General features: G+C 68.6%; 10 protein-coding genes. 9 read left to right on the forward strand and 1 reads right to left on the reverse strand.

All coding sequences use genetic code 11. The annotated features are described in order from the left end of the window. Positions 1–56 precede the first annotated feature (56 nt). On the reverse strand, positions 57–1,088 hold the full coding sequence (locus OCQ_RS01040) for a PirG (protein WP_179960095.1): 1,032 nt from the start codon (positions 1,086–1,088) through the stop codon (positions 57–59). Between the two features lie 275 nt (positions 1,089–1,363). On the opposite strand from OCQ_RS01040, the gene glf reads away from it, so the two are divergent. From glf to fadD32, 9 genes are all read left to right on the forward strand, one after another. Then, positions 1,364–2,554, forward strand: coding sequence for a UDP-galactopyranose mutase (gene glf, locus OCQ_RS01045; protein ID WP_008263005.1), 1,191 nt, complete (start codon positions 1,364–1,366; stop codon positions 2,552–2,554). Between the two features lie 99 nt (positions 2,555–2,653). Continuing rightward, positions 2,654–4,540: a glycosyltransferase gene (locus OCQ_RS01050; protein WP_008263006.1), complete on the forward strand. Its 1,887-nt coding sequence runs from the start codon at positions 2,654–2,656 to the stop codon at positions 4,538–4,540. Continuing rightward, positions 4,533–5,081: a phosphatase PAP2 family protein gene (locus tag OCQ_RS01055; protein ID WP_179960096.1), complete on the forward strand. Its 549-nt coding sequence runs from the start codon at positions 4,533–4,535 to the stop codon at positions 5,079–5,081. The genes OCQ_RS01050 and OCQ_RS01055 overlap by 8 nt, the downstream gene beginning before the upstream one ends. Beyond that, positions 5,078–5,995, forward strand: a complete 918-nt coding sequence (locus OCQ_RS01060; protein WP_008263021.1) for a decaprenyl-phosphate phosphoribosyltransferase — start codon at positions 5,078–5,080, stop codon at positions 5,993–5,995. The genes OCQ_RS01055 and OCQ_RS01060 overlap by 4 nt, the downstream gene beginning before the upstream one ends. Next, the gene (gene aftB / locus OCQ_RS01065; protein WP_269147568.1) at positions 5,982–7,952 is read left to right on the forward strand and encodes a terminal beta-(1->2)-arabinofuranosyltransferase; all 1,971 of its coding nucleotides are present in this window, start codon (positions 5,982–5,984) and stop codon (positions 7,950–7,952) included. Before OCQ_RS01060 ends, aftB begins: the two co-directional genes overlap by 14 nt. A gap of 391 nt (positions 7,953–8,343) precedes the next feature. After that, positions 8,344–9,387, forward strand: coding sequence for a diacylglycerol acyltransferase/mycolyltransferase Ag85A (gene ag85A / locus OCQ_RS01070; protein WP_008263023.1), 1,044 nt, complete (start codon positions 8,344–8,346; stop codon positions 9,385–9,387). A gap of 162 nt (positions 9,388–9,549) precedes the next feature. After that, positions 9,550–10,452, forward strand: a complete 903-nt coding sequence (locus tag OCQ_RS01075; protein WP_008263024.1) for an esterase family protein — start codon at positions 9,550–9,552, stop codon at positions 10,450–10,452. Positions 10,453–10,583: 131 nt separating this feature from the next. After that, positions 10,584–11,594 (forward strand): carboxylesterase Culp6, encoded by a 1,011-nt coding sequence (gene culp6 / locus OCQ_RS01080; protein ID WP_009956783.1) that lies wholly within the window; start codon positions 10,584–10,586, stop codon positions 11,592–11,594. A 307-nt stretch (positions 11,595–11,901) separates the two neighbouring features. After that, a complete protein-coding gene (gene fadD32, locus OCQ_RS01085) occupies positions 11,902–13,800 on the forward strand; it encodes a long-chain-fatty-acid--AMP ligase FadD32 (RefSeq protein WP_009956782.1) in 1,899 nt (632 codons plus the stop codon). The last annotated feature ends 3 nt before the right edge of the window (positions 13,801–13,803 follow it).

A 13,803-nucleotide genomic window follows, 5' to 3' on the forward strand; every position in this document is an offset into this window, starting at 1 on the left:
TCGACGGCACCGCAGATGATTCTGCGGTGCCGTCTGGTGGAGGGTTCGGGTAAAGGTCAGACCGGGGGCAGTGCCGGCACCGCGCCCGCGGCCGCCGGAAGCGCACCGGCGGCACCCGCGGCGGCCGGGAGTGCTCCCGCCGCGGCACCGGGCAGGGCGCCCGCGGCGCCCGGCAAGGCACCCACGGCGCCCGGCAGAGCGCCCGCGGCGGCACCCGGGAGGGCGCCCGCGGCCCCGCCGCCCTGCATGCCCTGCGTGATGGCCGGCATCACCAAGCCCTTGAGCAGGTCGATCGCCTGACCGGCGCCCAACTGGTTGGCCGCCTGCATGACGTCGTTGACCAGGCCGCCGCTGGCGCCGGATCCGGAGCCACCGCCCAGGCCGGTGCCGCCACCGATGGGCGAAGCGTTACCGAACGTCGACGGGTCGCCGAGGATCGGGTAGGTGCCGCCGACGCCCGGGTCCAGGCCGGCCCCGGAGTCGATGGGTACCTCGCTCGGCGACAGGGTCGGGCTGCCGAGCCCCGGCGCCACCCCGGCCGGGCTGGTCAGCCCGGGGTTGGACAGCGCGGGGTTGAGCCCGGCGCCCGGGGTCGCGATCCCCGCGCCCGGGGTGGCCGGCAGCGCACCGGGCGCGGTGAGCCCGGGCGTCGTAGGAGCCGCGCCGGGGTTCGTGAGGCCCGGGCTCGCCAGCCCGGGGCTGGTCAAACCGGGGCTCGTCAGGCCGGGGCTGGTCAAACCGGGGCTCGTCAGGCCGGGATTGGTCAGGCCCGGCGTCCCCAGCCCGGGGGTCCCGAGGCCCGGAGTGCCCAGGCCGGGACTGGCGAGACCGGGTGTGGTCGCGCCCCCGCTCAGGGCGGGAACCGGAGGCATGTTGATCCCGAATTGCGACAGCCCCTGGGACAGCGCGCCCATCAGCTCGCCGGGCAGGTCGCTCATCACCGCGGCCTGCTTGAACTCGTGATGCTCGGGCGCCTTGTGGTCGGCCGTCGATTCGTAAACAAGGAAGTATGCGCACGGACTCGCCACTGCCAGGGCGGCAACCGCGCTCATGGCTGTCGAGAGCTTGCGTCGGCGTCGGTTCGGCACGGAAGTCTCCTCTATCTGACTATGTGTTGTGTTGGCGGTCCCGCCGGTCCTATCTGGCTGGAATCACACACAGTCGATGGTACGAGTGGGGACCCTGTTACTAGAGTGGTGATATTGAATCGTGAGGCAATTGCGACCAGGACTGTGATCGCGAGCCCGGGACCTCCCACCGGCCGCCGCGAAGGCCCCCGCGGCGGCGCCCGTCAAACGGCCGGCCCTCTCCGTGGCCTCGCCAAATGGGTTAGGGCCCCGCGGTCGGATACCCTAAGCAACCGATGACAGCTCGTTTCGATCTTTTCGTCGTCGGCTCTGGATTCTTCGGACTGACCATTGCCGAGCGCGTGGCTACCCAGCTTCAGAAGCGTGTACTCGTGGTGGACCGCCGTCCGCACATCGGTGGCAACGCCTATTCGGAAGCCGAGCCGCACACCGGCATCGAGGTGCACAAGTACGGCGCCCACCTGTTCCACACCTCTAACAAGAGGGTCTGGGACTACGTGCGGCAGTTCACCGAGTTCACCGACTACCGGCACCGGGTCTTCGCCATGCACAACGGGCAGGCCTACCAGTTCCCGATGGGGCTGGGCCTGGTGTCGCAGTTCTTCGGCAAGTACTTCACCCCCGACGAGGCGCGCAAGCTCATCGCCGAGCAGGCCGCCGAGATCAAAACCGAGGACGCGCAGAACTTCGAGGAGAAGGCCATCTCCCTGGTCGGCCGGCCGCTCTATGAGGCCTTCCTCAAGAACTACACCGCCAAGCAGTGGCAGACCGACCCCAAGGAGCTGCCGGCGTCGAACATCACCCGGCTGCCGGTGCGCTACACGTTCGACAACCGCTACTTTTCCGACACCTACGAGGGCCTGCCGGTCGACGGGTACACGGCGTGGCTGCAGAACATGGCCGCCGACGACCGAATCGAGGTCCGGCTGGACACCGACTGGTTCGACGTGCGCGACCAACTGCGCGCGGACAGCCCCGACGCGCCGGTCGTCTACACCGGCCCGCTGGACCGCTACTTCGACTACGCCGAGGGCCGGCTGGGCTGGCGCACGCTGGACTTCGAGCTGGAAGTGCTTCCGATCGGGGATTTCCAGGGCACACCGGTGATGAACTACAACGACGCCGACGTGCCCTACACCCGCATCCACGAGTTCCGGCACTTCCACACCGAGCGCGACTATCCGGCCGACAAGACCGTGATCATGCGCGAATATTCGCGGTTCGCCGAGGACGACGACGAGCCCTACTACCCGATCAACACCGAGGCCGACCGCGCCGTGCTGGCCGCCTACCGGGCCAGGGCGAAGTCCGAAACCGCTTCGGCGAAGGTGCTTTTCGGCGGGCGGTTGGGCACCTACCAGTATCTGGACATGCACATGGCCATCGCCAGCGCACTGAACATGTACGACAACGTCCTCGCGCCGCACCTGCGCGACGGCAAAGCTCTAGTGGGGGAGAGCGACTGATGCGTGCCACGACGATGCAGAGCGAAGCGATGAGGAGGAGTGGCGCCTGATGCGTGCTACGACGATGCAGAGCGAAGCGATGAGGAGGAGTGGCGCCTGATGACTGCCGTAAGCCTGTTGTCCCGAATCATCCTGCCGCGTCCCGGCGAGCCGCTCGACGTGCGCAAGCTGTACCTGGAGGAGTCGACGACCAACGCCCGGCGTGCGCATGCCACCAGCCGCACCTCGCTGGAGATCGGCAAAGAGTCCGAGGTGTCGTTCGCCACCTACTTCAACGCGTTCCCCGCGAGCTACTGGCGGCGCTGGTCGATCTGCAGTTCGGTCGTGTTGCGCGTCGAGCTGACCGGGACCGGACGCGTCGACGTCTACCGGACCAAGGCCACCGGGGTGCGAATCTCGGTGGAGGGCCGCCAATTCGTCGGCACCGACGAGCAGCCGGCCGTCGTCGAGATCGAGGTGGCCCTGCGGCCGTTCGAGGACGGCGGCTGGATCTGGTTCGACATCACCACCGACACCGAGGTCAACCTGATCAGCGGCGGCTGGTATGCGACCGAGCCGGCCCCGGGCACGGCCAACATCGCCGTCGGCATCCCCACCTTCAACCGCCCCGCCGACTGCGTCAACGCGCTGGCCGACCTCACCGCAGACCCGTTGGTGGACAAGGTGATCGGCGCGGTGATCGTTCCGGACCAGGGCACCCGCAAGGTGCGCGAACACCCGGACTTCCCGGCGGCGGCCGCCGGCCTGGGCGATCGGTTGTCCATCCACGACCAGCCCAACCTCGGCGGCTCCGGCGGCTACAGCCGGGTGATGTACGAGGCGCTGAAAAACACCGACTGCCAACAGATCCTGTTCATGGACGACGACATCCGCATCGAGCCGGACACGATCCTGCGGGTGCTGGCTCTGCACCGCTTCGCCAAGACACCGATGCTCATCGGCGGCCAGATGCTGAACCTGCAGGAGCCGTCCCACCTGCACATCATGGGCGAGGTCGTCGACCAGTCGAACTTCATGTGGACCGCCGCGCCGCACGCCGAATACGACCACGACTTCGCGCAATTTCCGTTGAACGACAAGAACCCTCGCAGCGCACTGCTGCACCGGCGCATCGACGTCGACTTCAACGGCTGGTGGACGTGCATGATCCCCCGGCAGGTCGCCGAGGAACTGGGCCAGCCGCTGCCGCTGTTCATCAAATGGGACGACGCCGAATACGGCCTGCGCGCCGGCGAGCACGGCTATCCGACCGTCACCCTGCCCGGCGCCGCCATCTGGCACATGGCCTGGAGCGACAAGGACGACGCCATCGACTGGCAGGCCTACTTCCACCTGCGCAACCGGCTGGTGGTCGCGGCGCTGCACTGGGACGGTGACATCACCGGGCTGGTCCGCAGCCACCTCAAGGCGACGCTGAAACACCTTGCCTGCCTTGAGTATTCGACGGTGGCGATCCAGAACAGGGCCATCGACGACTTCCTCGCCGGGCCCGAGCACATCTTCTCGATCCTGGAATCCGCGCTGCCGGAGGTGCATCGCCTGCGCAAGGAATACCCGGACGCGGTGGTGCTGCCGGCGGCCAGCGAGCTACCGCAACCGCGCTACCAGAGCAGGGTGATGAACCCGCCGGTCAACCCGGTGTCGATCGGTTACCGGCTGGCCCGCGGGATCCTGCACAACGCGACCAAGGCCGACACCGAGGCGCACCGGACCCCGGAGTACAACGTGCCGACCCAGGACGCGCGCTGGTTCCGCTTGTGCACCGTCGACGGCGTGACGGTCACGACGGCCGACGGATGCGGCGTGGTCTACCGACAGCGGGACCGCCGAAAGATGTTCTCGCTGTTGTTCAAATCGTTGCGCCGGCAGCGTCAGCTGCTCAGCCGGTTCGACGAGATGCGCAGGGTCTATCGCGACGCACTGCCGGTGTTGTCCAGCAAGCAGAAGTGGGAGACGGCGTTGCTGCCAGCTGCGGAACATGCCTGAGGCCTCTGCTGCGCAGGCCCCGCGCGGTGAGGTGGCCGCGCTGGTCGCCGTCCAGGCGGCGCTGGGCGGTCGGCCCGGGGTGCTATCGGTGGCGCGCGCGCTGTCCCACTTCGGCGAGCACAGCGTCGGGTGGGTGGCCGTCGCCCTGCTCGGCGCGGTCCTGTCGCCGAAGCGGCGCGGGGACTGGCTGATCGCCGGGGCCGGCGCCTTCGTCGCCCACGCCGCCGCCGTGGTCGTCAAGCGGATCGTGCGGCGCAAGCGGCCGCACGATCCCGCCGTCGTGGTGAACGTCGGCACGCCCAGCCAGTTGAGTTTTCCCTCCGCGCATGCCACTTCCACCACCGCCGCCGCCATCCTGATGGGCCGGACCACCGGCCTGCCGCTACCCGCGGTCCTGGTGCCGCCGATGGCGTTGTCGCGAATGTTGCTGGGCGTGCACTACCCCAGCGACGTGGCCTGCGGCATCGCCCTGGGTGCCGTCATCGCGGCGATCGCGCGCCGCGCCGGACAGGTGCAAGAGGTTGTAAGAGGTAACGCATGACCGAGGAAACCGAGGAAGTGGTGGCCGGGCCGCCCAGCAACCTGGTCGCCGGGGTGATCAAGGCGCTCCGCCCGCGCCAGTGGGTGAAGAACGTCTTGGTGCTGGCCGCGCCGGTGGCCGGGCTGGGCAGCGGGATTCGATACGACTACGGGCAGATGCTCACTCAGGTCGGGTTGGCGTTCGTGGTGTTCAGCCTGGCGGCGTCGTCGATCTATCTGGTCAACGACGTGCGCGACGTCGAGGCCGACCGCGAACACCCCACCAAGAGGTTCCGCCCGATCGCGGCGGGCGTCGTGCCCGAGTGGCTGGCCTACGCCCTGGCGGTGCTGCTGGGTGCGGCCTCGCTGGGCATCGCCTGGATGGTGACGCCGAACCTGGCCTTGGTGATGGCCGTCTACCTCGGCATGCAGCTGGCGTACTGCTTCGGACTCAAACACCAAGCGGTGCTTGACATCTGCATCGTGTCATCGGCGTACCTGCTGCGCGCCATCGCCGGCGGCGTGGCCACCGAAATCCCGCTGTCACAATGGTTTTTGCTCTCGGCGGCGTTCGCGTCGCTGTTCATGGTGGCCGGCAAGCGTTACGCCGAACTGCAATTGGCCGAACGCACCGGCGCCAAGATCCGCAAGTCGCTGGAGAGCTACACCAGCACGTACCTGAGGTTCGTCTGGACCATGTCCGCCACCGCGGTGGTGGTCTGTTACGGCTTGTGGGCGTTCGAGCGCGACCACCATTCGGGGTCCTGGTTCGCGGTCTCCATGGTCCCGTTCACCATCGCGATCCTGCGCTACGCGGTCGACGTGGACGGCGGTCTGGCCGGGGAGCCCGAAGACATCGCGTTGCGGGACCGGGTGTTGCAGCTGCTGGCGGTGGCGTGGATCGCGACCATTGGAGCCGCCGTTGCCTTCGGTTAGCCCCGAGCTGCAGGCGCTCAAGGCGCGCATGATGCGCAGCCGGCCGGTGATCAGGCGGCCCGGCTGGCCGGTGTTCCCATACACGACCATGGTGCGGACCAGCCTGTGGATCGGCGTCGCGGTCGTCGCCGTCCTGTTCGGTTGGGGCGCCTGGCAGCGGCGGTGGATCGCCGACGACGGGCTCATCGTGTTGCGCACCGTGCGCAACCTGCTCGCCGGCAACGGGCCGGTCTTCAACCAGGGCGAGCGGGTGGAGGCCAACACCTCCACCGCCTGGACGTACCTGATGTACGCCGGCAGCTGGGTCGGCGGCCCGCTGCGCATGGAGTACGTGGCTTTGGCTCTGGCGCTGGTGCTTTCGGTGCTCGGTGTGGCGCTGCTGATGCTGGGCGCCGCGCGGCTGTACGCGCCCAGCCTGCGCGGGCGCAAAGCGATCATGTTGCCCGCCGGCGCACTGGTGTACATCGCGCTGCCGCCGGCGCGCGACTTCGCCACCTCGGGCCTGGAAAGCGGTTTGGCGCTGGCCTACCTCGGGCTGCTGTGGTGGATGATGGTCTGCTGGGCGCAGCCCGTTCGCAACCGCCCGGACAAGAACGTGTTCGTCGGCGCGCTGGCGTTCGTCGCCGGGTTCAGCGTCCTGGTCCGGCCCGAGCTGGCGCTCATGGGTGGGCTGGCGCTGATCATGATGATGATCGCCGCCCGGACCTGGCGGCGCCGCGCGCTGATCGTGGCGGCCGGCGGTCTCCTGCCGGTCGGCTACGAGATCTTCCGGATGGGCTACTACGGCCTGCTGGTGCCGGGCACCGCCCTGGCCAAGGATGCGGCCGGGGACAAGTGGTCCCAGGGCATGATCTACCTCTCGAACTTCGACGCCCCGTACGCGGTGTGGATACCCGTGGTCCTGCTCGTGCCGCTGGGCGTGCTGCTGTTCGCAGCCCGGCGCCGGCCCTCGTTCCTGCGGCCCGCGCTGGCGCCCGACTACGGGCGGGTGGCCCGGGCCGTGCACAGCCCGCCGGCGGTGGTCGCGTGGGTCCTGATCAGCGGCCTGCTGCAGGCCCTGTACTGGATTCGGCAGGGCGGCGACTTCATGCACGCGCGGGTGCTGCTGGCGCCCGTGTTCTGCCTGCTGGCCCCCGTGGCCGTCGTCCCGGTCGCCATCCCCGACGGCCAGGACTATTCGCGCGAGACCGGTAACTGGGTGGCCGGCGCGGCCGCCGCGCTGTGGCTGGGGGTGGCCGGCTGGTCGCTGTGGGCCGCGAATTCACCCGGCATGGGCGACGACGCCACCCACGTCACGTACTCCGGCATCGTCGACGAACGGCGCTTCTACGCCCAGGCCACCGGTCACGCACATCCGCTGACCGCCGCGGACTACCTGGGCTACCCGCGGATGGCCGCCATCCTGACGGCCCTGAACGACACCCCCGACGGCGCGCTGCTGCTGCCGTCGGGCAACTACATCCAATGGGACCTGGTGCCGCAGGCCCAGCCCGCGCCGGGCGACAAACCGCAAAAGCCGCAGCACGCGGTGTTTTTCACCAACCTCGGCATGGTCGGCATGAACGTCGGGCTCGACGTCCGGGTCATCGACCAGATCGGGCTGGCGAATCCACTGGCGCAACACACCGAGCGGCTCAAGCACGGCCGCATCGGGCATGACAAGAACCTCTTCCCGGACTGGGTGATCGCCGACGGCCCCTGGGTGAAGGTGTACCCGGGAATCCCGGGCTACCTGGACGCGCAGTGGGTCGCCGACGCGGTCGCGGCGCTGAAATGCCCCGACACCCAGGCGGTGCTCGGCTCGGTGCGCGCGCCGATGAACCCGCATCGGTTCCTGTCCAACGTGCTGCACTCCTTCCAGTTCACCAAGTACCGCATCGACCGGGTCCCGCTCTACGAGCTGGCGCGGTGCGGGCTTCCGATACCCGAACAATCGCCCCCGCCGCCTCGCGAGTAAGCGCTGCGCAGAAGAAATTTCGGCAGATTTCACCACGATTACGGCCGGCCCGTCACGAAAAAATGGCAGCAACATCACATTTGGCCTCTCACCAGCTGGCAATGGCGGTCAAGCACATGCGCAATACTCGCCTTTTCTACACGTGTTTGACATGAAAACCGCTGGGTAGGTGGGCCGCTCGCCGGTTCGGGGGCCCGCCTCGATGCGAACGAATGGGGCAAGGTGTGGTTGACTACACGGGCACTCCTGCGCTTCGCGCGGTGACGATGCGGGCCGACCGGTTCGACGAGGAGCCGTGCAAGTGGGTACGCGCAGGCAGTTCGACCCAATCAGGAAAGCGCCCAAACGGACGAATGCGCCGGGAGGCCGCAAGAAGGATGAGGAAGCAAGGATGACGCTTGTCGACAGATTGCGCGGCGCCGTGGCGAGTATGCCGCGCCGGCTCGTGGTGGGGGCCGCCAGTGCGGCGCTGCTGACGGGCCTGATTGGCGCCGTCGGGGGCTCGGCGACCGCCGGTGCCTTCTCGCGCCCGGGTCTGCCGGTGGAGTACCTGCAGGTTCCGTCCGCCGGGATGGGCCGCGACATCAAGGTTCAGTTCCAAAGCGGCGGCGCGAACTCGCCGGCTCTGTACCTGCTCGACGGCATGCGTGCGCAGGACGACTTCAACGGCTGGGACATCAATACCCCGGCGTTCGAGTGGTACAACCAGTCGGGCATCTCGGTCGCCATGCCGGTGGGTGGCCAGTCCAGCTTCTACTCCGACTGGTACAAGCCCGCCTGCGGCAAGGCCGGCTGCACCACCTACAAGTGGGAGACCTTCCTGACCAGCGAGCTCCCCGCGTACCTGCAGAGCCAGAGGCAGGTCAAGCCGACCGGCAGCGCCGTCGTCGGCCTGTCGATGGCCGGATCGTCGGCGCTGATCCTGGCCGCCTACCACCCCGAGCAGTTCGTCTACGCCGGATCGCTGTCGGCGCTGCTGGACCCGTCTCAGGGCATGGGCCCGTCGCTGATCGGTCTGGCCATGGGTGACGCCGGTGGCTACAAGGCCGCCGACATGTGGGGCCCGAAGGAAGACCCGGCCTGGGCGCGCAACGACCCGTCGCTTCAGGTGGGCAAGCTCGTCGCCAACAACACCCGCATCTGGGTGTACTGCGGTAACGGCAAGCCGTCCGACCTCGGTGGCGACAACCTGCCCGCGAAGTTCCTCGAGGGCTTCGTGCGGACCAGCAACCTGAAGTTCCAAGACGCCTACAACGCCGCCGGTGGCCACAACGCGTTCTGGAACTTCGACGCCAACGGCACCCACGACTGGCCCTACTGGGGCGCGCAGCTGCAGGCGATGAAGCCTGACATGCAGTCGGTTCTGGGCGCCACCCCGGGCGCGGGCCCGGCCACGGCCTCGGCTGCCGGTAACGGAACCGGCCAGGGCACCTAAAACACGCCAAGCACCACGACTCGCGGCGGGAACCCTTCGGGGTTTCCGCCGTTAGTCGTTCGCGGCACGTGTGACGTGTTTCACTACCCGGCGAGCGCGGGGGCCGGCCCGCTGGCTAATGTGCATTCAGCGACTAGACGATGGAGGGTGGACATGACGGTCGTGCGGGGTGTGCCAGCGCTTCTTCGGGCGTTCTGCCTGGCCGCGCTAGCGGTCGGGCTGGCCTTTGTCTCACCGGCGGTCGGGGCCGTCGGCAAGGCCAGGGCCGCGGGCTACGAAAGCCTGATGGTTCCGTCGGCGGCCATGGGCCGGGACATCCCGGTGGCCTTCCTCGCCGGCGGCCCGCACGCGGTGTACCTGTTGGACGCCTTCAACGCGGCGCCCGACGTGAGCAACTGGGTCACCGCCGGCAACGCGATGAACACGCTGAGCGGCAAGGGCATCTCGGTGGTGGCCCCGGCCGGCGGCGCGTGGAGCATGTACACCAACTGGGAGCAGGACGGCAGCAAGCAGTGGGACACGTTCCTGTCCAGCGAGCTGCCCGATTGGCTGGCCGCCAACAAGGGCCTCGCGCCCGGTGGCCACGCCGCCGTCGGCGCCTCCCAGGGCGGCTACGGCGCGATGGCGCTGGCCGCCTTCCACCCCGACCGCTTCGGCTTCGCCGGCTCGCTGTCGGGCTTCCTGTACCCGTCGAGCACCAACTACAACGGCGCGATCCTGGCCGGGCTGCAGCAGTTCGGCGGCGTGGACGGCAACGGCATGTGGGGTGCGCCGCAGCTGGGCCGGTGGAAGTGGCACGACCCGTACGTGCACTCGGCGCTGCTGGCGCAGAACAACACGCGGGTCTGGGTCTACAGCCCGACCAATATGGGCGGCGACGACGCGGCCATGATCGGCCAGGCGTCCGCGGCGATGGGCAGTTCCCGGGAGTTCTACCAGCAGTACCGCAGCAACGGCGGGCACAACGGCCACTTCGACTTCCCGGGCGGCGGCGACAACGGCTGGGGCTCGTGGTCGGGGCAACTGGGGGCCATGTCGGGCGACATCGTCGGCGCCATCCGCTAGCAGCCGCGGCGGGTCGCGGCCCGGATTCGCCTAGCCGCAGAGCCGGTACCGTGTAGGAGTGCAGCAGGGGTCGCGAGGGCCGCTTGCCCGGATCCGAGCTGCGAATCCACCGACTCTGCTGGCAGGAGAACATGGCTAACAGCGCCCGGCGTAAGCGTCGCCGCACCCTCGCCTGGGTTGCCGCCCTTTCGGTCGCCGGTGTCGTCCTGTTGGTCATCGTGGCCGTCGTCACCGTGCTGCGCGGGCGCGAGTCGCAGCCCAGCGCGGTGCCGCCCGGGGTCTTGCCGCCGTCGTCGACGACATCGCACCCGCACAAGCCGCGACCCGCATCCCAGGACGCCTCGTGTCCCGACGTGCTGCTGGTCAACGTTCCCGGCACGTGGGAGTCCGCCCCCCAGGACGACCCCGCCAACCCGCTGCAGTTCCCGAACGCGTTGCTGCACAAGGTGACCGCGAGCCTCACCCAGGACTTCCCCGCGTCGCGGGTGCAGGCGTACACCACCCCGTACACCGCTCAGTTCCACAATCCGCTGAGCGGCGACACGCAGATGTCCTACAACGCCAGCCGCGCCGAAGGCACCCGCGCCACCGTGGCGGCGATGACCGACATGAACACCAAGTGCCCGCTGACCAGCTATGTGCTGATGGGCTTTTCGCAGGGCGCGGTGATCATGGGCGACATCGCCAGCGATATCGGCAACGGCCGCGGGCCCGTCGACGAAGACCTGGTGCTGGGTGTGACGTTGATCGCCGACGGGCGTCGTCAGCTCGGGGTGGGTAATGACATCGGGCCCAACCCGCCGGGCCAGGGCGCCGAGGTCACGCTGCACGAGGTGCCGATCTTGTCCGGGCTGGGTCTCACCATGACCGGCGCCCGCCCGGGCGGCTTCGGTGACCTCAACGGCAGGACCAACGAGATCTGCGCCCCGGGCGACCTCATCTGCGCCGCACCGGAAGAGGCCTTCAGCATCGCCAACCTGCCGAGCACGCTGAACACGTTGGCCGGCGGGGCCGCCCAACCGGTCCACGCGTTGTACGCGACGACCCAGTGCTGGAGCGTCGACGGGGCCCCGGCGACCGACTGGACGTTGAACTGGGCTCACGGGCTGATTGCAAATGCGCCACAACCGAAACACGGATGACCGGGGCGGTGGGACACAGGCTTTAGGTAGCGGTTGCCGGTGGCTATCAGCGGTACCTTGTGATTTGGTCTGCCGTGGGCAGGCCCGTAACATTAAGAGGAATTTAAGAGCTACCAGACTTTGTCGCGGACCCGGGTCGGGGTCGATGCCGGCTGGGACTGGCACGTGACCGCCGTTCTGGCCCGCGCGTAGACATGTAACGGTCGGCGGTAGCCGGCCAGAGCTAGGACCGAGACGTCGGCGGAGCCGACCGAGATAACAAACGTCGGCGGAGCCGACCTAGATACAGGTGTGACAGGAGAGCGGCATGGCGTACCACAACCCGTTCATCGTGAATGGAAAGATCAAGTTCCCCGACAACACGAACTTGGTCAAGCACGTTGAGAAGTGGGCGCGGGTGCGTGGCGACAAGCTCGCCTACCGGTTTGTCGACTTCTCCACCGAACGCGACGGCGAGTACCGCGACATCGTGTGGAGCGACTTCAGCGCCCGCAACCGGGCCGTGGGCGCCCGCCTGCAGCAGGTCACCCAGCCGGGCGACCGCATCGCCGTGCTGTGCCCGCAGAACCTCGACTACCTCATCGCGTTCTTCGGCGCGCTGTACGCCGGCCGGATCGCGGTGCCGCTGTTCGACCCGGCCGAGCCGGGTCACGTCGGCCGCCTGCACGCCGTCCTCGACGACTGCTCCCCCTCGACGATCCTGACCACCACCGACGCCGCCGAAGGCGTCCGCAAGTTCATCCGCGCCCGTTCGGCCAAGGAGCGGCCCCGCGTCATCGCCGTCGACGCGGTCCCCAACGAGGTCGCGTCCACCTGGGAGCCGCCCGAGGCCGACGAGAACACCATCGCCTACCTGCAGTACACGTCCGGCTCCACCCGGACCCCGACGGGCGTGCAGATCACCCACCTCAACCTGCCCACCAACGTGCTGCAGGTGCTCAACGGCCTGGAGGGCAAGGAGGGCGACCGCGGGCTGAGCTGGTTGCCGTTCTTCCACGACATGGGGCTGATCACGGCGCTGCTGTCGCCGGTGCTCGGCCACAACTTCACCTTCATGACGCCGGCCGCCTTCGTACGCCGGCCGGGCCGGTGGATCCGCGAGATGGCGCGCAAGCCCGAGGACGCTCCCGACAGCGAGGTCTTCACCGTCGCCCCGAACTTCGCCTTCGAGCACGCGGCGGTACGCGGGGTGCCCAAGGAGGGTGAGCCGCCGCTGGACCTGAGCAACGTCAAGGCGATCCTCAACGGCAGCGAACCGGTGTCCCCGGCGTCGATGCGCAAGTTCTACGAGGCGTTTTCGCCCTACGGTCTGCGGGAGACCGCGATCAAGCCGTCCTACGGCCTGGCCGAGGCGACGCTGTTCGTCTCCACCACGCCGATGGACCAGGCGCCCACGGTCATCCACGTCGACCGTGACGAGCTGAACAAGCAGCGCTTCGTCGAGGTGCCCGCCGATTCGCCGAAGGCCGTTCCGCAGGTCTCGGCCGGCACCATCGGTGTCGACGAGTGGGCCGTCATCGTCGATCCCGAGACGGCGAGCGAGCTGCCGGACGGTCAGATCGGCGAGATCTGGCTGCACGGCAACAACCTGGGCACCGGCTACTGGGGCCGCGAGCAGGAGACCAACGACATCTTCCGCAACATCCTCAAGTCGCGGATCAGCCAGTCGCACGCCGAGGGCGCCCCCGACGACGGCATGTGGGTCAAGACCGGCGACTACGGCACCTACTACAAGGGCCACCTCTATATCGCGGGCCGCATCAAGGACCTGGTCATCATCGACGGCCGCAACCACTACCCGCAGGACCTCGAGTACTCGGCGCAGGAAGCCAGCAAGGCGCTGCGCACCGGCTACGTCGCCGCCTTCTCGGTGCCGGCGAACCAGCTGCCGAAGGAAGTGTTCGACAACCCGCACACCGGCCTCAAGTACGACCCGGATGACAGCTCCGAGCAGCTGGTGATCGTCGCCGAGCGGGCCGCGGGCTCGCACAAGCTGGACTACCAGCCCATCGCCGACGACATCCGGGCGGCGATCGCCGTGCGCCACGGCGTCACGGTCCGCGACCTGCTGCTGGTGCAGTCGGGCACGATCCCGCGGACCTCCAGCGGCAAGATCGGGCACCGCGCGTGCCGCGCCGCCTACCTCGACGGCAGTCTGCGAAGCGGCGTCGGATCCCCGACCGCGTTCGCCAATTCCACCGACTGAGCT

It is taken from the genome of Mycobacterium paraintracellulare (genome assembly GCF_000276825.1).
Classification (GTDB): Bacteria; Actinomycetota; Actinomycetes; order Mycobacteriales; family Mycobacteriaceae; genus Mycobacterium; species Mycobacterium intracellulare.